Genomic DNA, 19,460 nt, shown 5'->3' on the forward strand with positions numbered 1-19,460 from the left:
CGGACGAGTCGGCTGGGCGGTCGCGTCGGCGGGGGAGACCCCGTCGCCGAGGAACGTCCGGGCTCCACAGGGCAGGGTGGTCGTTAACGGCGACCCGGGGTGACCCGCGGGACAGTGCCACAGAGAACAGACCGCCAGCGCTCGCGCTGGTAAGGGTGAAACGGCGGTGTAAGAGACCACCGCACACCGGGTGACCGGTGTGGCTCGGTAAACCCCACCCGGAGCAAGGTCGAGAGGGACGGCGGTCCGCCGCCGTCCTGCGCAGGCGTTCGAGGGCTGCCCGCCCGATGCCTGCGGGTGGACCGCTCGAGCCTGCCGGCAACGGCAGGCCTAGATGGATGACCGCCCATCGGGAGGCCGCAAGGCACCCGAGGACAGAACCCGGCGTACAGGCCGACTCGTCCGTCGTCCTGGCTGATCCGGTCCGGCAGGCGGCGACGAATCCTGGTCGGCGGCCTCACGGTGTCCGCGCAGCAGGCGCACAGCGCGCTCCCAGGCGGGACCGGGACCGTCGAGCCGGTACCGAGGAGGTGCGCCATGACCGTCGCATTCGTGATCTTCGCCCTGTTCCTCGCGCTGCTGACCGTGGCCGACCTGCTGCCCGCGTTCGCCGAGCCGCACGGTTCGGAGCAGTCACACCGGAGCCGATGAGTCCTGCCCTCCCGCCCGGTCCTGTCCGGTAGAAAGCCTTCGAGGACAGGGAGGACGACGTGGAGAAGACGACCTCGGCGGACGGGACGACGATCGCCTACGACGTGTGGGGCGATGGCCCGGCCGTGGTGATCGTCGGCGGCGCGTTCAACGACCGGAACACCTGGGCGGAGCTCGGGCGGGCGCTGGCGGGTCAGGGCCTGCGCGCGGTGTCGTACGACCGCCGCGGCCGCGGGGACAGCGGCGACACCGCGCCCTATGCACTCGAGCGGGAGTTCGAGGACCTCACCGCCGTGCTCGACGCCGTCCAGCCCGGCGCGCCCGTCCTCGCGCACGGCGTCTCCTCCGGCGGGGCGCTCCTGCTGCGGGCCGTCGCCGCCGGCATCCCGGTCACCCGCGCCTCGGTCCTGGAGCCGCCCTACCGCATCGAGGGCGCGCCCCCGGCGCCGGAGAACTACGTCGGCACGCTGCAGGGCTACGTCGACCGGGGCGACCGCTCCGGCCTGGTCGAGTACTTCCAGACCCAGGTCATCGGCCTGCCCGCCGAGATGGTGGCGTCGTTCAAGGCGACGCCGATGTGGCAGGGCCTGGAGGCCCTCGCCCCGACCCTCGTCCACGACGCACACGCCATGGGCGGCGACGAGCAGTCCCTGCCGGTCGACCTCCTGGCGCAGATCCGCGTTCCGGTGCTCGGCGTGACCAGCGAGGGGACGGCGGTGCCCTGGATGCGGCAGACGGTGGAGGCGGTCGCCGCCGCCGTGCCCGACGGGCGGTGGCTGCGCCTGCCCGGCGGCTTCCACGAGGTGCCACCGGAGGTCCTCGCGCCCGCGCTGGCCGAGTTCTACCGGGCGTAGGGGGAACTCGCGCGTCACCCGCACGATCGGGCGACACCGCGCGAGGCGATGTTGACTCTCCGCAATCAGCCGTGGTCTCTAGCGGGTGTTAGCGCCGGTGTCGGGGGACGACCGCAAGGTCATGTCGCCGGCAGGGGGACCGCGCGCCAGACCTGCTGATCGCGGTTCACGGGGGTTCCACCATGGCAGAGGCCATCACGGCGCCGCAGCGCGCCCATCGACGGGGGCGGGCCGCTTCGGCGCCGGTCGCCGTCCTCATGGCGCTGGGGCTGGTGCTGCTCAGCCTCGTCGTCCCGGGGGCCGCCTCGGCCGACACCCGGCCGGACGCGGGCGTCCCCGCGACCTTCGCCGCCGACGGCCTGGGCACCGTCCAGGTCAACGGCGTCGTCTGGGCCATGGCCACGGTCGGCAACACCGTCTACGCCACCGGCAGCTTCACGCGGGCCCGCCCGGCGGGTGCGGCCGCGGGCGTCAGCGAGACGGCCCGGGCGAACCTGGTCGCGTTCAACCTGACCACCGGCGCGATGACCTCGTTCAACCACTCGCTCAACGGCCAGGGCCGGACCATCACCGCCTCGCCGGACGGCACCCGCATCTACGTCGGCGGCGACTTCACCACCGTCGACGGCGTCGCCCGCGGGCACGTCGCCGCCTTCAACACGGCGACCGGCGCCCTGCTCACCACCTTCGCGCCGAACATCAGCGGCGCGGTCTACAGCCTCGCGGCGACCAACAGCACCGTCTACGCCGGCGGCATGTTCTTCACCGCCGGCGGGCAGGGCCGGACCCGACTGGCCGCGTTCAACGCCTCCAACGGGGCCGTCACCTCCTGGGCGCCGACGGCCGACCACACCGTCCGCGGCCTTGCGCTCAGCCCGGACGGCACCCGCGTCGTCCTCGGCGGGCAGTTCTCCCAGGTGAACGGGGCGGACGCCGTCGCCGTGGCCTCGGTGAACACCGCCGGCACCGACCTGCGGACCCAGAACCTCGGGATCACCAACGCCGGCGACGCGGGCGGCGCCTACAGCCTGCGCGCGGCCGGCGGCAACGTCTACGTGACGCTGTACGGCTTCCAGGTCGGCAACATCGAGGGCACCGTCGCGCTCAACGCCAACACCCTCGACCTGGTGTGGATGAACGACTGCCACGGCGACCCGTACGACACGTTCACCACCGGCGGCGTCGTCTACACCGCCGGGCACCAGCACGACTGCGAGACGTCGGGCAGCTACCCCAACCCGGTGCCGACGACGTGGCAGCGGGTCATCGCCAACACGGTGACCCCGACCTGCACGCTGAAGGCCACCACCCAGACCCCGCGCTACACCAGCTGGGCCGGGCGGCCCTGCCCGACGGTACTGAACTTCTTCCCGACGCTGGCGGCCGGCACCTACACCGGCCAGTCGCAGGCGGCCTGGGCGCTGACCGGCAACAGCAACTACATGGTGCTCGGCGGCGAGTTCCCCACCGTCAACGGCGCCCGTCAGCAGGGTCTGGTCCGCGTCGCGACGACGGCGATCGCGCCCAACCGCCGCGGTCCCGAGCGGACCGCCGCCCAGATGCAGCCGGCGGCCGCCTCGAACGCGCCCGGGCAGGTCACCGTCACGTGGCCGTCGTCCTGGGACATGGACAACCAGACCCTGACCTACACGCTGTACCGGACCGGCACCACGGCGCCGATCCACACGACCACGGTCAAGTCCGACTTCTGGAACCGGCAGAACATGACGTTCACCGAGACGCGCCCGGCCGGCAGCACGGCCAGCTACTCGGTGCGGGTGTCCGACCCGTTCGGCAACACCGTCACCAGCACGACCAGCCCGACGGTGACCGTGGCGTCGCAGGACCAGCCGTACGCCACCGCCGTCCTGGCCGACGACCCCGCCGCCTTCTGGCGGATGGGTGAGACCTCCGGCACCGCGATCGCCGACTCGGCGAGCAACTTCAACCTCACCGCGGGAGCCGGCGTCAGCCGCACGACCGCCGGTGCGGTCGCGGGCAACGGCGCGATCACCGGCAACGGCACGAGCACCGGGCGCGCGGTCACGAACCAGCAGGTCCCGCAGTTCGTCCAGACCCGGGCCTCGCTCTCCGTGGAGGCCTGGGTCCGGACGACGTCGACGGCCGGCGGCATCATCGCCCAGTACGGCAACTCCGCCTCCGGCGCGGGCGGCACGACCGACCGGACGCTCTACGTCGACGCCCAGGGCCGTGTGTCGTTCGGGTACTCCCGGACGCAGAGCGACGTCCTGACCTACACGGCGACGATCCAGAGCCCGGCGGCGGTCAACGACGGCCGGTGGCACCACGTGGTGGCGACCACCGCCAACCCCGGCGGCACCACCCTGTACGTCGACGGCGCGCAGGTGGCCAACATCCCGACCATGACGCGGATGAACACCCAGTTCACCGGGTGGTGGGTGGTCGGCGGCGGGTCGACGACCGCGCTGACCAACCGGCCGGCCGCCGCGTACCTCAACGGCTCGATCGACGAGGTCGCGGTGTACCCGGCCGCGCTGACCGCGGCGCAGGTGGCCGGCCACTACTCGGCGGCCACCGGGACGGCGACGAACCCGTCGCCGACCGCGTCGTTCACCAGCGCCGTGAACGAGTTCACCGTCTCGGTGGACGCCTCGGGCTCCTCCGACACCCCGCCGGGCACGGTCGCCGCGTACGCGTGGAACTGGGGCGACAACACCCCGGCGGGCACCGGTGCCACGGCGACCCACACCTACGCCGCCCCCGGCAGCTACCCGGTCACGCTCACCGTGACCGACGACGGCGGCGCGACCGCGACGACGTCGCGGACGGTGACCGTCACCGGCCCGGCGAACACCCCGCCGACCGCCGCGTTCACCGCGACCCCGACGGGCCTGCAGGTGGCGGTGGACGGCTCGGCGTCCGCCGACGCGCAGGGACCGATCGCCTCCTACTCGTGGAACTGGGGCGACGGCACCGCGGCGGGCAGCGGCGCCACGGCGACGCACACCTACGCCGTGTCGGGCACCTACACGATCACGCTGACCGTGCGCGACAGCGCGAACGCCGGCGGGACCGCGACCCGGACGGTCACGGTGACCGCTCCCGGGGTGGCGCCGTTCGCCCAGGACGGCTTCGCGCGGACCGTGCCCGCCGGGAGCTGGGGGACGGCGGACCTCGGGGGCGCCTGGACGGCCTCGGCCGGGGCCGCCCGCCTGTCGGTGACCCCGGGCGCCGGCGTGCTGAACCTGCCGGCGGCGGGCAACAACACCGGCGCGTACCTCGGCGGCGTGTCGCAGACCAGCGCGGACATCACCACCGCGTTCTCGCTGAGCTCGATGCCGACCGGCGGCGGCACCTACGTCTACGTGACCGGCCGGCGGGTCGCCGGCCAGGGCGAGTACCGGGTGCGGATCCGGGTGGCCTCGGACGGGCAGGTCTACCTGGCGATGTCGCGGCTGGTCGGCACGACCGAGACCTGGCCGAACGGCGAGGTGACCGTGACCGGTCTGCGCTACACGGCGGGCAGCACGCTCAACGTGCGCGTCCGGGTGTCGGGCACCGGCACCACGCAGGTGCTGGCGCGGGTGTGGACCGGGTCGGCCGAGCCCGCGGCCTGGCAGCTGAGCCGCACCGACACGACCGCCGCCCTCCAGGCGCCGGGCGCCGTCGGCCTGGCCGCCTACCGGACGTCGAGCGCCACTGCGGCCACCGCCGTGCGGTTCTCGGCCTTCAGCGCCGGGCCGGTCGCGTGACGCCGTCCCCGGCCCGGCGGAGCCTGCTGCTCCGCCGGGTCCTCCCGGCCCTCGCGCTCGTGCTGGTCGCGACAGTCGTCGGGTTCGTCGCGCTCCGCGGGAACGGGGACGACGCCCCGGCTGCCGCCGCCGCGTCGACCTCGGCACCCGCCGCCCCCACGGCCCAGGAGGCCGAGGACAGCCCGACCGCCTCGCCGTCCCCGGCGACGGAGGAGCCGGCAGCGCCGGTGGTCGCCCGCGACGGCGTCCCGGCGTCGGCGCGGACCCTCGAGGTCACCGCGGCCGACTTCGCGGCACCGGCGTCCTGGTCCGACGGCGCGACGGTCCGGGTGACCGACGCGCGCCGGCAGGTCACCACCGGCACCGGCCCGGGGGAGCGGACCGGGCAGCCGCAGACCGTCTTCAGCCTGGAGCTGACCAACGACTCCGGCGCGCCGGTGGACCTCAACTCCGTGGTCGTGCAGGCCACCTACGGAACGCCGCCGGCGCAGGCCAGCCCGATCTACGACGCGCAGAGCGCCGACTTCGGCGGCACGCTCGAACCCGGGGCGAGCGCGACCGCGGTCTACTCCTTCGCCATCCCCGCCGACCAGCTGGGCGACGTGACGCTGTCGGTGGACGTCGACGGCTACCGGTTCCCCGCCGTCTTCCAGGGAGCGGTCCCGGCGCGCTGACGTCGGGCGCGAGGTCAGCCCTGCAGCAGCAGGCCCTTGCGCCAGACGTCGCCGCGCACGCTGTGCCAGGCCGTCGGGCTGTAGACCCGGTCGACGCTGCTCTCGCCGTGGTCGTCGACCAGGATGATCAGCTCGCCGCCGGCGCCGACGTGGAAGCAGTAGGTGCCGGCCGTGAGGTCGGCATCGGAGAAGGTGGTGGAGCCGCCCGGGTTCGGCATCCCGTTCAGCTCGACGTCGACGCTCATGCTCGTCCGCCCTCCCGCGGCTCGCGCTGGCCGTTGTGCGGCGGACGGTAACCGCTCCGGCGGCCTTTGGCGCGGCCGAGCCGCAGCCGGATCAGCCGGTACCCGATGCCGGCGGCGAAGACGGCGAGCCCGGCGACGACGGCCGGCCACGGCAGGGTCGCGACCAGCAGCAGGCACCCGGCGGCCCCGGCCACCTGCAGCGCGCGCGGCCAGCGACGCCGGTCGGCGGGCTGGGTGAACGCCGCGACGTTGGCGACGACGTAGTAGAGCAGGACGCCGAACGACGAGAAGCCGATCGCCCCGCGGACGTCGACGGTGAGCACCAGGGCGCACACGGCGACGGCCAGGGCCACCTCGGCGCGGTGCGGCACCCGGAACCGCGGGTGCACCGCCGCCAGCGGGCGCGGCAGGTCGCCCTCGCGGGCCATGGCCAGCGTGGTGCGGCCGATGCCGGCGATCAGCGCGAGCAGCGCCCCGAGCGCGGCCGCGGCGGCGCCGACCCGCACGACCGGCGCGGCCCAGGCGGCGTCCCCGACGACCGCGGCCAGCGGCGCGCGGGCGCTCGCCAGACCCTCCGGCCCGAGGACGGCGAGCGCGGTGACGGCGACGACCGCGTACACCGCGACGGCCAGGCCCAGCGCCAGCGGGACGGCGCGGGGGATGGTCCGGGCCGGGTCGCGGACCTCCTCGCCCATCGTGGCGATCCGCGCGTAGCCGGCGAAGGCGAAGAACAGCAGCCCGGCCGACTGCAGCACGCCGTACCAGCCGTCCGGTGGGGCGCCCCAGTCGCTGAGCCGGCCAGCGTCCGCCTGCCCGAGGCCCGCCGCCACGACCACGGCCAGCGACACCAGGACGACGGCGACCAGCACGCGGGTCAGCCCCGCCGTGCGCGTGACGCCGCGGTAGTTGACCGCCGTCAGCGCGAGCACCGCCGCCACCGCGACCGGCCGCTGCCACGCCGCCGGGACGGCGTAGGCGGCGAAGGTCAGCGCCATCGCCGCGCAGCTCGCCGTCTTGCCGACGACGAACCCCCAGCCGGCGAGGAACCCCCACCACGGGCCGAGGCGCTCGCGGCCGTACACGTAGCTCCCGCCGGAGGTCGGGTACTGCGCGGCCAGCTGCGCCGAGGACGTCGCGTTGCAGTAGGCGACGGCCGCGGCCAGGGCCAGCCCGGCGAGCAGCCAGGTGCCGGCGGCGCGGGCGGCGGGGGCGAAGGCGGCGAAGACGCCCGCGCCGAGCATCGAGCCCAGCCCGATGAGCACCGCGTCGGCGGTGCCCAGCCGGCGGGCCAGCGGCGGGTCGGTGCTCACCGATCGGCCTCCCGGGCGGCGTGCGGTGCCCGTGCGAGGCTGGCCCTCGTGTTCACGACGGCGACCGTGCTGCTTGCGCTCGCCGTCGGTGTGCTGGGTCTCGGGGTCGGCGCCGTCGTCAACCGGGCCGCGGGCGCCTTCCCGTGGGAGGAGCGGCGCCTCGCCGCCCCCGCCGTCCGGCCGCCGTGGGTCGAGCTCGCCACCGGGCTGGTCCTCGGCCTGGTGACGCTGTGCCTCGGCCCCACCTGGGAGCTGCCCGCCTTCCTGGTGCTCGGCGTCGTCGGGGTGCTGCTCGCCGTCCTCGACCTGCGGCACCGGCTGCTGCCGAACCGGGTGCTGCTGCCGGCGGGCGTCGCCGGGCTGGTCCTGCTCACCGGCGCCGCGGCCGCGGAGGGGGAGTGGACGTCGCTCCTGCGCGCGGTGCTCGGCGCCGTCGTCCTCTTCGCCGTCTTCCTGGTACTGGCGCTGATCGCGCCGAGCGGGCTGGCGATGGGCGACGTGAAGCTGGCCGCGCTGCTCGGGCTGTACCTGGGCTGGCTCGGCTGGGCGGCGGTCGCGCTCGGCGGTGCGGCCGGCTTCGCCGTCCAGGCGCTGCTGGCGCTGGTGCTGCTGGCCACGCGCCGCGTCGGGCTGCGCGGGGAGCTGCCGTTCGGCCCGGCGATGCTGATCGGCGCCGCGCTGGCCCTGGGCTGGACGACGCTCGCCGGATAGCGGTCACGCAGCGTCACCGCGGCCTCCGACCGGTAGACCGGTCGCGTGGTGGAGGTCCCGCGAACGGCTGAAGAAGTTTCAGTTCGGCGCGAGCTCGACCGACGTCCCCTCCCGAGCCGCGACGACGGGTCACCCGACCCGGCCTGGCCGGCCGCCACCCCCCAGGAGCACCCCATGCACAAGGCCTACGCCACCTTCGTGACCCTCGCCGCCATGGCCCAGGACCGCCTGAAGCGCGAGGAGAAGGGCGCCACCGCTGTCGAGTACGGCCTGATGGTCGGGCTGATCGCCGTCGTGATCATCGCCGCCGTCATCGTCCTCGGCAACAAGCTCGACGGCCTGTTCGACACCATCGGCAACAAGCTGCCCAGCGGCTCGACCACGGCGCCCGCCGCCGGCTGATCGCACCTTTCCGGCGCAGCGGCCCTCACCCCGAAGGGTCGCTGCGCCGGTGTGCATCCGGACCCCTCCGAGGTCCGGCCGCGATGACGACGACGACCGGGCAGGGAAGGGAGGACGGCCATGTGGCAGCGACTGCGGGACCAGCGCGGCGCCAGCGCGGTGGAGTTCGCCCTCATCGTGCCGCTGCTGATCGTCCTCGTGATCGGCATCGCCGAGTTCGGCCGCGCGTTCCAGGTGCAGAGCACGCTCTCGGCCGCCGCCCGCGAGGGTGTGCGGACGATGGCGCTGCAGAACGACCAGGCGCAGGCCCGGGACATGATCCGCTCGGTCGCCTCCTCGCTCGACCCGGCGATCACCGACGGGCAGATCGACTTCGAGCCCGAGTCCTGCCCCGCCGTCTACACCCCGGGCGCCTCGGTGCGGGTGACGATCAGCTACCGGCACCCCTTCTTCACCGACTTCTTCGGCGCGGGCGTCGACCTGACCGGCACGGGGGTCATGCGATGCAACGGCTGACCCGCCGGGTGCGCGCCCGCCTCGCCGAGGAGCGCGGCGCCTCCGCCGTCCTCCTGGCGCTGCTGCTCGTGCCGATGCTCGGCTTCACCGCGCTCGCCGTCGACATCGGCGCTGTGTACGCCGAGCGGGCCCGCCTGCAGGTGGCCGCCGACGCCGCCGCCCTGGCCGTGGCCGGGGACTGCGCCCGCGGCAACTGCGGCGACATGCTGGCGACCGCGTCCGCGCTGGTCGCCGCCAACGACCCGGACGTGAGCACCGCGCCGCCCGTGCTCGCGAACTCGCCGATGAGCGTCACGGTGACCGGCGACAAGCCCACCCAGCACTGGTTCGCGCCGGTGCTCGGCATCGAGTCGACCCAGGTCTCGGCCAGCGCCACGGTGGCCTGGGGCACCCCGGGTGCGGGGGTCGCGCAGCTGCCGCTGGTCTTCTCGTGGTGCGAGTTCGCCGCCCAGACCGGCGGCGGCCTGCCCTCGGGCACCACGCCCCGCACCATCGAGTTCCCCAAGAAGTCCGACACCGGCTGCACGGGCCCCTCGCACCTGTTCGTCCCCGGCGGCTTCGGCTGGCTGGTCGCCGACGACAACTGCGAGGCGGCCAGCGCGCTGAACGGCCGATCGCCGTCGTCCACCGGCAACTCGGTGCCGCAGGGCTGCTCGCCCGACGACTTCGCGGCGCTGCAGAACCGCACCGTGCTCCTGCCGATCTTCGACGAGGCCGGCGGCACCGGGTCGGGCGCCTGGTACCACGTCTACGGCTACGCGGCCTTCAAGATCACCGGCTTCTACTTCGCCGGCCAGTACAGCTGGAACAAGCCGTGCAGCGGCAGCGACCGCTGCATCGCCGGCTACTTCACCCGCTTCGTCGACGCCTCGGAGCGCTTCACCTTCACCGACGACGGCCCCGACCTCGGGGCCGCGATCCTGCGACTGATCAGGTAGGCCGCCGTTGAGACGCATCCTCGCCGCCCTCGCGGCGCTCGTGCTCGCCCTCGTGGGCACCGTGGTCCTGGTGGCCTACGTCCGCGGGGCGGACGCGCGCGCCCTGGCCGGCGTGCAGACCGTGTCCGTCCTGGTGGTCGACCGGACCGTGCCGGCCGGCACGCCCAGTGACCAGCTCGGCGGCCTGGTCCGCAGCGAGCTGCTGCCGGCCAAGGCCGTCGCCGCCGGCTCGGTCACCGACCTGGCGGATCTGGCCGGGCTCGTCGCCACGGTCGACCTCCAGCCCGGCGAGCCGCTGCTCGCCGCCCGGTTCGCGGCGCCGGACGAGCTGCGCGCCCCCGGCACGGTCGACGTGCCGCCGGGCGACCAGGAGCTGAGCGTGCTGCTCGAGCCGCAGCGTGCCGTCGGCGGACGGCTCGCTGCCGGGGACACCGTCGGCGTCTACGTGTCGATCGAGGGGGCGACGCACGCCGTCCTGCACCACGTGCTGGTCACCCAGGTGCAGGGCGCGCCGGCCGCCGCCACGACCGAGACCGCCGCGGCCGACGACTCGGGCGCCTCGGCCCCGCCGACGCAGCAACTCATGATCACGTTCGCGGTCACCGCCGAGGAGGGCGAGCCGATCGTGTTCGGGATGGAGCACGGGACCGTCTGGCTGTCCCTCGAGCCCGAGGACGCCGACAACGGCGACACCACCGTCATCACGCCCGACAACGTCTACACGGAGGTCTACCAGTGAGCCGGGTCGTGCTCGCGGCGGCGGGGGAGGACCTCGCCCTGCGCGTGAAGGAGGCGACGGACGGCGACCTGTCCGTGCTGCCGCCCGGGCGGCTGCCGGGCGACCCGGCGCGGCTGTTCGAGCAGCTCGTCGACGGCGAGCTGCCCGACGTCCTGGTGATCGGGCCCGGCGCCCAGCCGGCCGAGGCGCTGTCCCTCGCCGCCCGGCTGGACGCGCAGGCGCCGGGCATCAGCGTCGTCCTGCTGACCGAGCCCCTGCCCGAGCTGTGGCAGGCGGCGATGCGCTCCGGCATCCGCGACCTGGTGCCCCCGGACGTCGACGCCGCCGCGCTGCGCGGCGCCATCGACCGCGCGGCCGCGGCCGCCACCGGCCGGCGCCGGGTGCTGCGCCCTGCGACCGAGACCGCCCGCTACACCGGCCGGGTCATCACGGTGGCCTCGCCGAAGGGCGGCGTGGGCAAGACGACGGTGTCGGCCAACCTGGCGATCGGGCTGACCAAGGCCGCACCGCAGTCGACGGTGCTGGTCGACCTCGACGTCCAGTTCGGGGACGTCGCGTCGGCGCTGGGGCTGGTCCCCGAGTACAGCCTGCCCGACGTCGTCCGCGGGCCGGCCAGCGAGGACACCATGGTCCTCAAGACCTTCCTCACCCAGCACCCGAGCGGCCTCTACGCGGTCTGCGGCGCCGAGTCGCCGGCTGCGGGCGACGGCGTGACCGGCGAGGACGTGACCCGGCTGCTGGCCGCCCTGGCTCGCGAGTTCCGCTACGTCGTCGTCGACACCGCGCCCGGCCTGTCGGAGCAGACGCTGGCCGCGCTGGACCGCGCCACCGACGTGGTGATGCTGACCAGCATGGACGTCCCCGGCGTCCGCGGGCTGCGCAAGGAGCTCGACGTGCTGCGCGAGCTGTGCATGATCCCGGCCGGCCGGCACGTGGTCATGAACTTCGCCGACGCCAAGGGCGGGCTGTCCGTCCGCGACGTCGAGACGACGATCGGCACCGGCGTCGACGTCGTCCTGCCCCGCTCGAAGGCCGCCCCCACCGCGACCAACCGCGGCGTCCCGCTGCTGGAGAACGGCACGAAGGACCCGATGACCAAGGAGCTGCGCCGGCTCGTGGCCCGCTTCGCCGCGACGCCGCTCAAGCAGAGCCGCCGCGCCAGGCACCGGGCGGCGTCGTGAACCTCGCCTCCCGGCTCGAGGCCGCCCGCGGCCGCCCGCCCGTCCCCGAGCACCCGACGGCAGGAGCGGCCGTGCCCCCGCCGCGTCCCGCCGTCGCCGCCCCGCCCCCGCCGCCGCCGACCGACGCGCTCACCCGGCTCAAGGACCGGGTCGGCAAGGCCCTGTTCGAGCGGATGGGCAGCCGGCTCTCCGACCCCACGGTGGCCGAGGAGCAGCTGCGCGCGCTCGTGCTCGCCGAGCTCGACGCCGTGGTCGAGGAGGAGAAGGTCCCGCTGTCCGGCGAGGAGCGGCAGCGGCTGACCGCCGAGCTGGCCGACGACGTCCTGGGCCTGGGCCCGCTGCAGCGGCTGCTCGACGACCCGACGGTCACGGAGATCATGGTCAACGGCCCCGACATGGTCTACGTCGAGCAGGGCGGCAAGCTGGTGCGCACCGGCGTCCGGTTCACCGGCGAGGAGCACCTGCGCCGGGTGATCGACCGGATCGTCTCCCGGGTCGGACGGCGGATCGACGAGTCCTCGCCGCTGGTCGACGCCCGGCTGACCGACGGCTCCCGCGTCAACGCGATCATCCCGCCGCTGGCCTTCAGCGGGTCGACGCTGACCATCCGCAAGTTCTCCAAGGACCCGTTCACCGTCGAGGACCTGCTGAACTTCGGCACTCTCTCGCCGGAGATGGCCGAGCTGCTGCACGCCTGCGTCGAGGCCCGGCTCAACGTGATCGTCAGCGGCGGTACCGGCACCGGTAAGACGACGCTGCTCAACGTGCTCTCGTCGTTCATCCCCGACGGCGAGCGGATCGTCACCATCGAGGACGCCGTCGAGCTGCAACTGCAGCAGGAGCACGTCGTCCGCCTGGAGTCGCGGCCGCCGAACATCGAGGGCAGGGGCGCGGTGACCATCCGCGACCTGGTCCGCAACTCGCTGCGGATGCGGCCGGACCGGATCGTGGTCGGGGAGTGCCGCGGCGGGGAGTCGCTGGACATGCTGCAGGCGATGAACACCGGCCACGACGGGTCGCTGTCGACGGTGCACGCCAACTCGCCCCGCGACGCGATCGCGCGGCTGGAGACGCTGGTGCTGATGGCCGGCATGGACCTGCCGCTGCGCGCCATCCGCGAGCAGATCGCCTCGGCCGTCGACGTCGTCGTCCAGCTGACCCGGCTGCGCGACGGCACGCGGCGGGTCACCCACGTGACCGAGGTGCAGGGCATGGAGGGCGAGACGGTGACCCTGCAGGACGCCTTCCTCTTCGACTACTCCGCCGGCGTGGACCCCGCGGGGCGCTTCCTCGGCAAGCCGGTGCCGACCGGCGTGCGGCCGCGGTTCACCGACCGCTTCGCCGAGCTGGGGATCACGCTCTCGCCGCGGGTGTTCGGCGCGGCCGAGCCGCCGCGGGCCCGGGGCTGGGCCTGATGACGGCGCTGCTCGTGGTCGGGCTGGCCGCGGTGCTCGGCGCGCTGCTGCTGCTCACCCTCGTCGTCCTCCCGGCGCCGGCGAAGGTGCCGCTGGCTCGGCTGGACCCCTCGCTCGCGCCGCCGCCCTCGGCGCTCGCCGGCGCCGGCGCGGCGGCCGGCGCCGCGGTGCAGAAGGCGCTGACCAGGCGCGGCCGGCTCGCCTCCGGCACCGCCGCGCTGGAGCGGGCGGGCATCGCGACGTCGCTGCCGGACTTCGTGCTCGCCGTCGGGCTGGCCACCCTGGTCGCCGGCACCCTCGGCACGCTGCTGGGCGGCGTCCTGCTGGGCCTGCTGCTCGCCGTCCTGACGCCGCTGGGCGCCAAGCTGCTGCTGTCGGTGAAGGCGGGACGGCGGCAGGCGGCCTTCGCCGACCAGCTCGACGACTCGCTGCAGCTCATGGCCAGCAGCCTGCGGGCCGGGCACAGCCTGCTGCGCGCGGTCGACTCGGTCGCGCAGGAGGCCGCCGCCCCGACCTCGGAGGAGTTCACCCGGATCGTCGTGGAGACGCGGGTGGGCCGGGATCTCAACGCGGCCCTCGACGAGGTCGCCGAGCGCATGGGCAGCGACGACTTCACCTGGGTGGCGCAGGCGATCGCGATCCACCGCGAGGTCGGCGGCAACCTGGCCGAGGTGCTGGACGCGGTCGGCCACACGATCCGGGAGCGCAACGCGATCCGCCGGCAGGTCAAGGCGCTGTCGGCCGAGGGGAAGCTGTCGGCGGTCGTGCTGATGGCGCTGCCGTTCGGCATCGGCGGGTTCATCGGGGTCACCAACCCCGGCTACCTCGCCGGGTTCACCGAGACCGTGTTCGGCTACGGGATGCTCGCCCTCTCCGCGCTGCTGCTCGTGGTCGGCGGGTTCTGGCTCAAGAAGATGGTGAGCATCCGGTTCTGATGAGCAGCCTGCCTCCCTCCGTGCTCGCCGCGGCCGGCGCCGTGGCCCTCGCCCTGCCGCTGGTCGGCTGGGCGCTGTTCGCCCGCCCCGGCCGGGCCGCCGTCCAGGCCCGGGACAACCTGGTCCGCGGGCTGGACCCCGCGGGCGGTGCCGGCGCGCCCGCCCGCCCCGGGCCCGGGGCGCTCGCCGGCCTGGCCCGCGCGCTGACACCCGCCGGCACGGTGCACCGGATCAACCGGCTGCTCGGCACCGCCGGCCGGCCCGCCGCGTGGCCGCTCGGCCGGGTCGTCGCCGCGAAGATCGTGCTTGCCGCGGTCGCCGGCGCGCTGGGCCTCCTGCTCGTCTCGGCCCGGCCCAGCCTGCTGCTGGCGCTGGGCATGGTCGTCGTCGCCGGCGTCGCCTACGTCGTCCCGGAGCTGCTCCTCTACAGCCGGGGGCAGGAGCGGCAGCAGGCGATCGCGCTGGAGCTCGCCGACACCCTCGACCAGATGACGATCGCGGTCGAGGCCGGGCTGGGCTTCGAGGCCGCGATGGCCCGGGCCGGGCAGAACGGCAAGGGTGCGCTGGCCGAGGAGCTGGTCCGCACGCTGCAGGACATCGCCGTCGGCCAGCCGCGCCGGGAGGCCTACCTGGCGCTGGCCGAGCGCACCGGCGTCCCGGACCTGCGCCGATTCATCCGCGCCGTCGTCCAGGCCGACGCCTACGGCATCTCCATCGCCGACGTGCTGCGCACCCAGGCCGCGGAGATGCGGCTCAAGCGCCGGCAGCGGGCGGAGGAGAAGGCGATGCAGATCCCGGTGAAGGTGATCTTCCCGCTGATCCTCTGCATCCTGCCGACGCTGTTCATCGTGCTGCTGGGCCCCGCGGCCATGGACATCGTCGACGCCTTCAGCGGCGGCTGACCCGGCGAGATCTGCACACTCGCCCCTTTCGGCCGCCGGAAGAGCGCGAGTGTGCAGATCTCGCCCGGAAGGAGCGGCTCAACGGGGCTGGGTCGGGTTGCTCGGGTCGCCGTGGGACGGCGGGTTCATCGGGGGGCCGCTGGTCGCCTCGGACACCTTCGACCCGCCGGCCGCGGGCTCGGGCGCGACATCGGCCGCGGGGTCGCCGCCGGAGGGCTGCGCGCCGTTCTTCAGCGCGCTGAGCCGGTTCTGCAGCACCTGCACGACCTGCAGCCGATTGCCGTGTGCCCGCTCGTAGTCCAGCAGCGCCTGCACCCCCGCCGCATCCAGCGTGCGGATGCGCGACGTCAACCCGCCGATCGGCAGGTGGTCGTAGTCGGGCAGGGGCAGCGTGTCGCGCTCGGTCATGCCGACCGCCTACCCCTGCCCCCGGGATCCGACACGGCGTGTGAGTGAGCGATCGGTGGGTAGGCGGCGATTCCGACGGGGTGTGCCGGTGCGCGCCCCGCGAGTCGCCCCCCGAACCGATCCGAGGAGTTGTCCCCCCTCATGGACGTGTCGTTCCTGGAGACCGTCTTCAGCAGCCCCGGGCCCTACGCCACGGTGTGCGCGGACGTGACGCACACGACCGCGACCGCCGATGCCGAGCTGGACCTCCGCGTCCGGGCGGTCGGCGAGAAGCTGACCGAGCAGGGTGCGCCGGAGGCGGTTGTCGAGGCGGTGCGCGGCCGGCTGCTGGAGGGCAACGCGGGCGGTGTGGCCGGGACCCTGCGCGGGCGGGCCGTCGTCGTCGCCGCCGACGGGTCGGTCCTGCTCGACGAGGCGCTGGTCGACCAGCCTCGGACGGAGGTCGCCGAGTGGTCGCCGCAGCCGGACCTGCTGCCGGTGCTCGGCGCGCTGCCGGGCCGCGTCCCGCACATCGTCGTCGTCATGGACCGGGTGGGCGCCGACATCACCGTGTCGGGCTTCGCCGGCGAGCCCGTGGAGGAGCAGGTCGACGGCGAGACCTTCCACATCCAGAAGGTCAAGGTCGGCGGCTGGGCGCACGACCACTGGCAGAACAGCGCCGAGGAGGCGTGGGACCGCAACGCCGCGCAGGTCGCCGCGCACATCACCTCCTACGTCCGCCGGCTCGGCGGGGTGAAGTTCGTGCTGGTCGCCGGCGACGTCCGCGCCCGCCAGCACCTCCTGGAGAACGCCGGCGACTCGTGGAAGGACCAGGTCGTCACCCTCGACGAGGGCGGCCGCGCGGCCGGCGCCGACCGCGAGCCGATCGACCGGCGGGCGGCCGAGTTGCTCGCCGAGCACGACGCGCACGAGGAGGCCCGGGCTGTCGAGCAGATCGAGGCGGCCGCGGCGCACGGCCTGTCGGTCACCGGGACGGCGCCGGTGGTCGAGGCGCTGCGGAAGAACCAGGTCGAGACGCTGGTCCTCGGCTCCCCGCAGGACGACGAGCAGCTCTTCGTGGGCGGCTCCCCGCTCGAGCTCGGCGTCGACCAGGGCGACCTGCAGGCGCTCGGCTCGCAGGAGAGCCACGCGGTGCCGGCCGGGCGGGCGCTGCTCGCCGCGGCGGTGGCGACCAAGGCCGGCGTCGTCGTCGTCCCGCGGTCGGCGCTGCCCGGGAACATCCCGGTCGCCGCCGTCCTCCGGTTCACCGACGCCTCGACCCCGGGCGGGCCGGACGCGTGAGCGATCCGCACCAGCCGGCCACCGCGCCGGCAGCGCTTCTGAGGAGGCCCGCATGACCACGCAGAAGGAGCCGAGCCCCGAGGCCCTGGCCAACGTCACCGAGGACAACATCGAGACCCGCGCCCAGCTGCTCCCGGAGGAGAAGGAACTCCAGGGCAGCGGGATGGAGGAGGTCGCCGCCGAGGTGATCCTCGCCGAGTCCGAGGAGCGGACCGTCCATCCCGACCCGGACGACGCCCAGGGCGGGCACCGGCAGTCCTCGGACACGGCGGACCTGCCCTGAGCGCGCGGCACGAGCACCCGGTCCAGCTGCGCTGGTCGGACCCGGACTCCTACGGGCACGTCAACCACGCGCGGGCGCTGAGCCTGTTCGAGGACGCCCGCCTGACACTGGCCGGCGAGGCACCGGCTGCCGCTCCCGGGCGGCAGCCGGACGTCATCCTGGCCCGGCTCGAGGTCGACTACCTGCGGCAGCTGTACTACCGCGCCGGCGAGCGGCTGTGCGTGTCCAGCTGGATCACCCGGCTCGGCACGAAGTCCTTCACCATGCGCCAGGAGCTGGTGCAGGACGGTCAGGTGGCGATCCGGCTGGACGCCGTCCTCGTGGTCTTCGACGTCGCGACCGACACCTCGCGGCCGCTGACCGACGAGGAACGCGGCTTCTGGTCGCGCTACCTCGACGGATGAGCGGCGGCCTTCCCCCGAACGGCTGACCTGCACGAATGAGCTCGGCCACCGCCGGGTAGGCCGCTGGTGATTCCGGAGGGAGCGGTCCATGCCGAAGACGACCAAGAACGGCACGGCGAAGAAGAGCGAGCTGCCCAGCACGCTGCGGCGCTCGCCGGCCAAGGCGCAGCGGACCTTCGCCAAGGCGCACGACTCCGCCGCCGACGAGTACGGCGACGAGCGGCGCGCCAACCAGGTCGCGTGGGCGGCGGTCAAGCACAGCTTCGAGAAGGTGGGCGACCACTGGGAGCGGAAGTCCGGCGGCAGGAAGGGCCCGTCCGACGCCCAGGCCGCCGGCGGGCGGAACACGGGGAGGAAGACCAAGGGCGGCGTGGACGCCAACGCGTCGAAGGAGCACCTGCTCGACGTCGCCAAGCGGCTGTCGATCTCCGGCCGGACGAAGATGAAGAAGAAGGAACTCGTCGACGCCATCCAGAAGGCGAACGGCAGGAAGACCGCGGACGCCCGCAAGAAGTGAGCCGTCCGCGGCCGCTCAGCCGCCGGGGATGAGGATCAGCTCGGTCTGCCGGCCGTCGAGGTACTCGACCCCGCGGTCGGTGAGGGCGATGCCCTGCTCCAGCGCCATCCGGACCGTCTGGCCGTCCCACTCGGGCACCGGCACGCGCACGCACAACTCCAGGGCGTACGCGGTGTCGGGGCGCAGGCGGCGCTCGCCGGTGCCCGGGACGCCGTCCTGCTGGTCCCACAGGCCGATCGCCGGGCCGGCGCCGTGCCCGTGGTAGCCGACCGGGTGCGAGTAGACGTCGCCGTCGAGGCCCTCGGCCGCCCCCGCGGCGCGGGCGGCGGCCAGCACCTCGTTGCCGGTGCGCCCGATCCGCAGCTCCGCCGTCGTCAGGTCCTGCATCCGGTTGCCCGCGGCCATCGCCGCCTGCAGCCCGGCCGGCGCGGCGGTCTCGCCGGGGCGCAGCACGTAGCCGTTGCGCTGGGTGTCGGTGGTCAGGCCCAGGCTGGACAGCCCGACGTCGCAGTGCACGAGGTCACCGGGCTCGATCACGGCGTCGTAGGGGACGGCGGGCAGCGTCGTCCCGCGCTCCTCGACCAGCGGGACGCCGGCGCGCTGCAGGCCGACGGTCGGCTGGAACCAGGCGCCTGCGCCCAGGTCGGCGAAGCGCTGCCGGATCCACCAGGCCAGGTCCAGCGCCGTCGTGACACCGACGGTGATCGCGTCGGGGGAGTAGGCCTCGGCGATGACCTGGTGGGCGAGGCGGTTGAGCGTGTGCAGGACGGCGATCTCCTCGGGCAGCCGGGTCTCCAGCCACCCGACGGCCAGCTCCTCCGCGGACACCAGCCGGTCGGCGTAGGAGCCCAGCGCCTCGGTGAGCAGCCCGTGCTCGGTGTGCGAGAGCCCGTCGGCGAGCGCGGCGTCGGCCGAGACGTCGATGCCGATCCGCTGCGGCTGGGCCTGCGCCACGATCCGCCGGACCTCGGCCCACTGCGACTCCTCCGCGGGGACCCCGGCGTGCTCGTCCGGCGACCACGCCGCGAGGAACTGCCCGACCGGGTAGCGGGAGACCGCCGCGGCGGTGACGCCGTCGTCGCTGCGCTGCAGGGCCAGGATCGTGCGGCGGCGCGCCGACAGCCAGGTCGCCGGCAGCAGCGTGGCCAGCACCGGGTCCTCGTTGTACTCCCGCCCGATGACCAGCCACAGGTCGATGCCCGCGCGGTCCATCAGCCCGGGCAGCAGGTCGAGCAACCGCTGGGTGAGCCAGCGGTCGCGGACGTCGGCCTGCTCGCGCAGCGGCAGCGGCACCGTGCGCGTCGGATCCGGCACGACGAGGGTCATGCCGACAGCGAAGCAGAGAACCGGCAATGCCACC

20 protein-coding genes and 1 other RNA gene are annotated in these 19,460 nt (G+C 74.6%); 17 read left to right on the forward strand and 4 right to left on the reverse strand.

The features are described 5' to 3' along the window. Positions 1-4 precede the first annotated feature (4 nt). The 4 genes from rnpB to AB3388_RS10390 all read left to right on the forward strand — a co-directional run bounded on the left by rnpB (position 5) and on the right by AB3388_RS10390 (position 5,913). An RNA gene (gene rnpB, locus AB3388_RS10375) (RNase P RNA component class A) lies at positions 5-405 on the forward strand. A 305-nt stretch (positions 406-710) separates the two neighbouring features. Continuing rightward, positions 711-1,505, forward strand: coding sequence for an alpha/beta fold hydrolase (locus tag AB3388_RS10380; RefSeq protein WP_495410687.1), 795 nt, complete (start codon positions 711-713; stop codon positions 1,503-1,505). A 182-nt stretch (positions 1,506-1,687) separates the two neighbouring features. Beyond that, a complete protein-coding gene (locus tag AB3388_RS10385; protein ID WP_495410688.1) occupies positions 1,688-5,239 on the forward strand; it encodes a PKD domain-containing protein in 3,552 nt (1,183 codons plus the stop codon). Then, complete coding sequence (locus AB3388_RS10390) at positions 5,236-5,913, forward strand: hypothetical protein (RefSeq protein ID WP_495410689.1); 678 nt, start codon at positions 5,236-5,238, stop codon at positions 5,911-5,913. Before AB3388_RS10385 ends, AB3388_RS10390 begins: the two co-directional genes overlap by 4 nt. A gap of 14 nt (positions 5,914-5,927) precedes the next feature. Here AB3388_RS10390 and AB3388_RS10395 read toward each other — a convergent pair whose 3' ends face one another. Together AB3388_RS10395 and AB3388_RS10400 are read right to left on the reverse strand one after the other, a co-directional pair. Continuing rightward, positions 5,928-6,158 carry a hypothetical protein gene (locus AB3388_RS10395; RefSeq protein WP_495410690.1) on the reverse strand — a complete coding sequence of 77 codons (231 nt, stop codon included), beginning with the start codon at positions 6,156-6,158 and terminating at the stop codon, positions 5,928-5,930. Next, entirely contained in the window at positions 6,155-7,468 is a 1,314-nt protein-coding gene (locus tag AB3388_RS10400; protein WP_495410691.1) for an APC family permease, read from the reverse strand. The genes AB3388_RS10395 and AB3388_RS10400 overlap by 4 nt, the downstream gene beginning before the upstream one ends. 48 nt (positions 7,469-7,516) lie before the next feature. On the opposite strand from AB3388_RS10400, the gene AB3388_RS10405 reads away from it, so the two are divergent. The 9 genes from AB3388_RS10405 to AB3388_RS10445 all read left to right on the forward strand — a co-directional run bounded on the left by AB3388_RS10405 (position 7,517) and on the right by AB3388_RS10445 (position 15,207). Next, positions 7,517-8,179 (forward strand): prepilin peptidase, encoded by a 663-nt coding sequence (locus tag AB3388_RS10405; RefSeq protein ID WP_495410692.1) that lies wholly within the window; start codon positions 7,517-7,519, stop codon positions 8,177-8,179. A 174-nt stretch (positions 8,180-8,353) separates the two neighbouring features. Further along, positions 8,354-8,581, forward strand: a complete 228-nt coding sequence (locus tag AB3388_RS10410) for a Flp family type IVb pilin (RefSeq protein WP_495410693.1) — start codon at positions 8,354-8,356, stop codon at positions 8,579-8,581. Positions 8,582-8,701: 120 nt separating this feature from the next. Then, complete coding sequence (locus tag AB3388_RS10415; protein WP_495410694.1) at positions 8,702-9,097, forward strand: TadE/TadG family type IV pilus assembly protein; 396 nt, start codon at positions 8,702-8,704, stop codon at positions 9,095-9,097. After that, a complete protein-coding gene (locus AB3388_RS10420; RefSeq protein WP_495410695.1) occupies positions 9,085-10,035 on the forward strand; it encodes a pilus assembly protein TadG-related protein in 951 nt (316 codons plus the stop codon). The genes AB3388_RS10415 and AB3388_RS10420 overlap by 13 nt, the downstream gene beginning before the upstream one ends. Positions 10,036-10,042: 7 nt before the next feature. Further along, positions 10,043-10,774: a Flp pilus assembly protein CpaB gene (gene cpaB, locus AB3388_RS10425; protein ID WP_495410696.1), complete on the forward strand. Its 732-nt coding sequence runs from the start codon at positions 10,043-10,045 to the stop codon at positions 10,772-10,774. Continuing rightward, the gene (locus AB3388_RS10430; RefSeq protein ID WP_495410697.1) at positions 10,771-11,955 is read left to right on the forward strand and encodes a CpaE/TadZ family protein; all 1,185 of its coding nucleotides are present in this window, start codon (positions 10,771-10,773) and stop codon (positions 11,953-11,955) included. The genes cpaB and AB3388_RS10430 overlap by 4 nt, the downstream gene beginning before the upstream one ends. Before the next feature lie 71 nt (positions 11,956-12,026). Beyond that, the gene (locus tag AB3388_RS10435; protein ID WP_495410698.1) at positions 12,027-13,370 is read left to right on the forward strand and encodes a TadA family conjugal transfer-associated ATPase; all 1,344 of its coding nucleotides are present in this window, start codon (positions 12,027-12,029) and stop codon (positions 13,368-13,370) included. Continuing rightward, on the forward strand, positions 13,370-14,305 hold the full coding sequence (locus tag AB3388_RS10440) for a type II secretion system F family protein (RefSeq protein WP_495410699.1): 936 nt from the start codon (positions 13,370-13,372) through the stop codon (positions 14,303-14,305). The genes AB3388_RS10435 and AB3388_RS10440 overlap by 1 nt, the downstream gene beginning before the upstream one ends. Continuing rightward, positions 14,305-15,207 (forward strand): type II secretion system F family protein, encoded by a 903-nt coding sequence (locus AB3388_RS10445; protein ID WP_495410700.1) that lies wholly within the window; start codon positions 14,305-14,307, stop codon positions 15,205-15,207. Before AB3388_RS10440 ends, AB3388_RS10445 begins: the two co-directional genes overlap by 1 nt. Before the next feature lie 78 nt (positions 15,208-15,285). On the opposite strand, the gene AB3388_RS10450 is transcribed toward AB3388_RS10445, so the two are convergent. Beyond that, positions 15,286-15,615, reverse strand: coding sequence for a DUF8129 domain-containing protein (locus tag AB3388_RS10450; RefSeq protein ID WP_495410701.1), 330 nt, complete (start codon positions 15,613-15,615; stop codon positions 15,286-15,288). Positions 15,616-15,756: 141 nt separating this feature from the next. Here AB3388_RS10450 and AB3388_RS10455 point away from each other — a divergent pair, with 141 nt between their 5' ends. The 4 genes from AB3388_RS10455 (at position 15,757) to AB3388_RS10470 (ending at position 18,100) form a co-directional block, all read left to right on the forward strand. Further along, positions 15,757-16,896, forward strand: coding sequence for a baeRF2 domain-containing protein (locus AB3388_RS10455; protein WP_495410702.1), 1,140 nt, complete (start codon positions 15,757-15,759; stop codon positions 16,894-16,896). 52 nt (positions 16,897-16,948) lie between these two features. After that, positions 16,949-17,179, forward strand: a complete 231-nt coding sequence (locus tag AB3388_RS10460; RefSeq protein WP_495410703.1) for a hypothetical protein — start codon at positions 16,949-16,951, stop codon at positions 17,177-17,179. Positions 17,180-17,205: 26 nt separating this feature from the next. Beyond that, a complete protein-coding gene (locus AB3388_RS10465; protein ID WP_495411449.1) occupies positions 17,206-17,583 on the forward strand; it encodes an acyl-CoA thioesterase in 378 nt (125 codons plus the stop codon). An 88-nt stretch (positions 17,584-17,671) separates the two neighbouring features. Beyond that, positions 17,672-18,100: a ChaB family protein gene (locus AB3388_RS10470; protein WP_495410704.1), complete on the forward strand. Its 429-nt coding sequence runs from the start codon at positions 17,672-17,674 to the stop codon at positions 18,098-18,100. A gap of 15 nt (positions 18,101-18,115) precedes the next feature. Here the strand turns inward: AB3388_RS10470 and AB3388_RS10475 are convergent, their stop codons facing one another. Beyond that, entirely contained in the window at positions 18,116-19,426 is a 1,311-nt protein-coding gene (locus tag AB3388_RS10475) for a M24 family metallopeptidase (protein WP_495410705.1), read from the reverse strand. Positions 19,427-19,460: the final 34 nt, after the last annotated feature.

The organism is Geodermatophilus sp. SMS 5-13 (assembly GCF_059428245.1).

Coding starts and splice junctions, on each gene's coding strand:
- AB3388_RS10395 (WP_495410690.1), bottom strand. CDS start 6,158: ATGAGCGTCGACGTCGAGCTGAACGGGATGCCGAACCCGGGCGGCTCC.
- AB3388_RS10410 (WP_495410693.1), top strand. CDS start 8,354: ATGCACAAGGCCTACGCCACCTTCGTGACCCTCGCCGCCATGGCCCAG.
- AB3388_RS10445 (WP_495410700.1), top strand. CDS start 14,305: ATGAGCAGCCTGCCTCCCTCCGTGCTCGCCGCGGCCGGCGCCGTGGCC.
- AB3388_RS10470 (WP_495410704.1), top strand. CDS start 17,672: ATGCCGAAGACGACCAAGAACGGCACGGCGAAGAAGAGCGAGCTGCCC.
- AB3388_RS10460 (WP_495410703.1), top strand. CDS start 16,949: ATGACCACGCAGAAGGAGCCGAGCCCCGAGGCCCTGGCCAACGTCACC.
- AB3388_RS10385 (WP_495410688.1), top strand. CDS start 1,688: ATGGCAGAGGCCATCACGGCGCCGCAGCGCGCCCATCGACGGGGGCGG.
- AB3388_RS10440 (WP_495410699.1), top strand. CDS start 13,370: ATGACGGCGCTGCTCGTGGTCGGGCTGGCCGCGGTGCTCGGCGCGCTG.
- AB3388_RS10415 (WP_495410694.1), top strand. CDS start 8,702: ATGTGGCAGCGACTGCGGGACCAGCGCGGCGCCAGCGCGGTGGAGTTC.
- AB3388_RS10420 (WP_495410695.1), top strand. CDS start 9,085: ATGCAACGGCTGACCCGCCGGGTGCGCGCCCGCCTCGCCGAGGAGCGC.
- AB3388_RS10475 (WP_495410705.1), bottom strand. CDS start 19,426: ATGACCCTCGTCGTGCCGGATCCGACGCGCACGGTGCCGCTGCCGCTG.
- AB3388_RS10455 (WP_495410702.1), top strand. CDS start 15,757: ATGGACGTGTCGTTCCTGGAGACCGTCTTCAGCAGCCCCGGGCCCTAC.
- AB3388_RS10450 (WP_495410701.1), bottom strand. CDS start 15,615: ATGACCGAGCGCGACACGCTGCCCCTGCCCGACTACGACCACCTGCCG.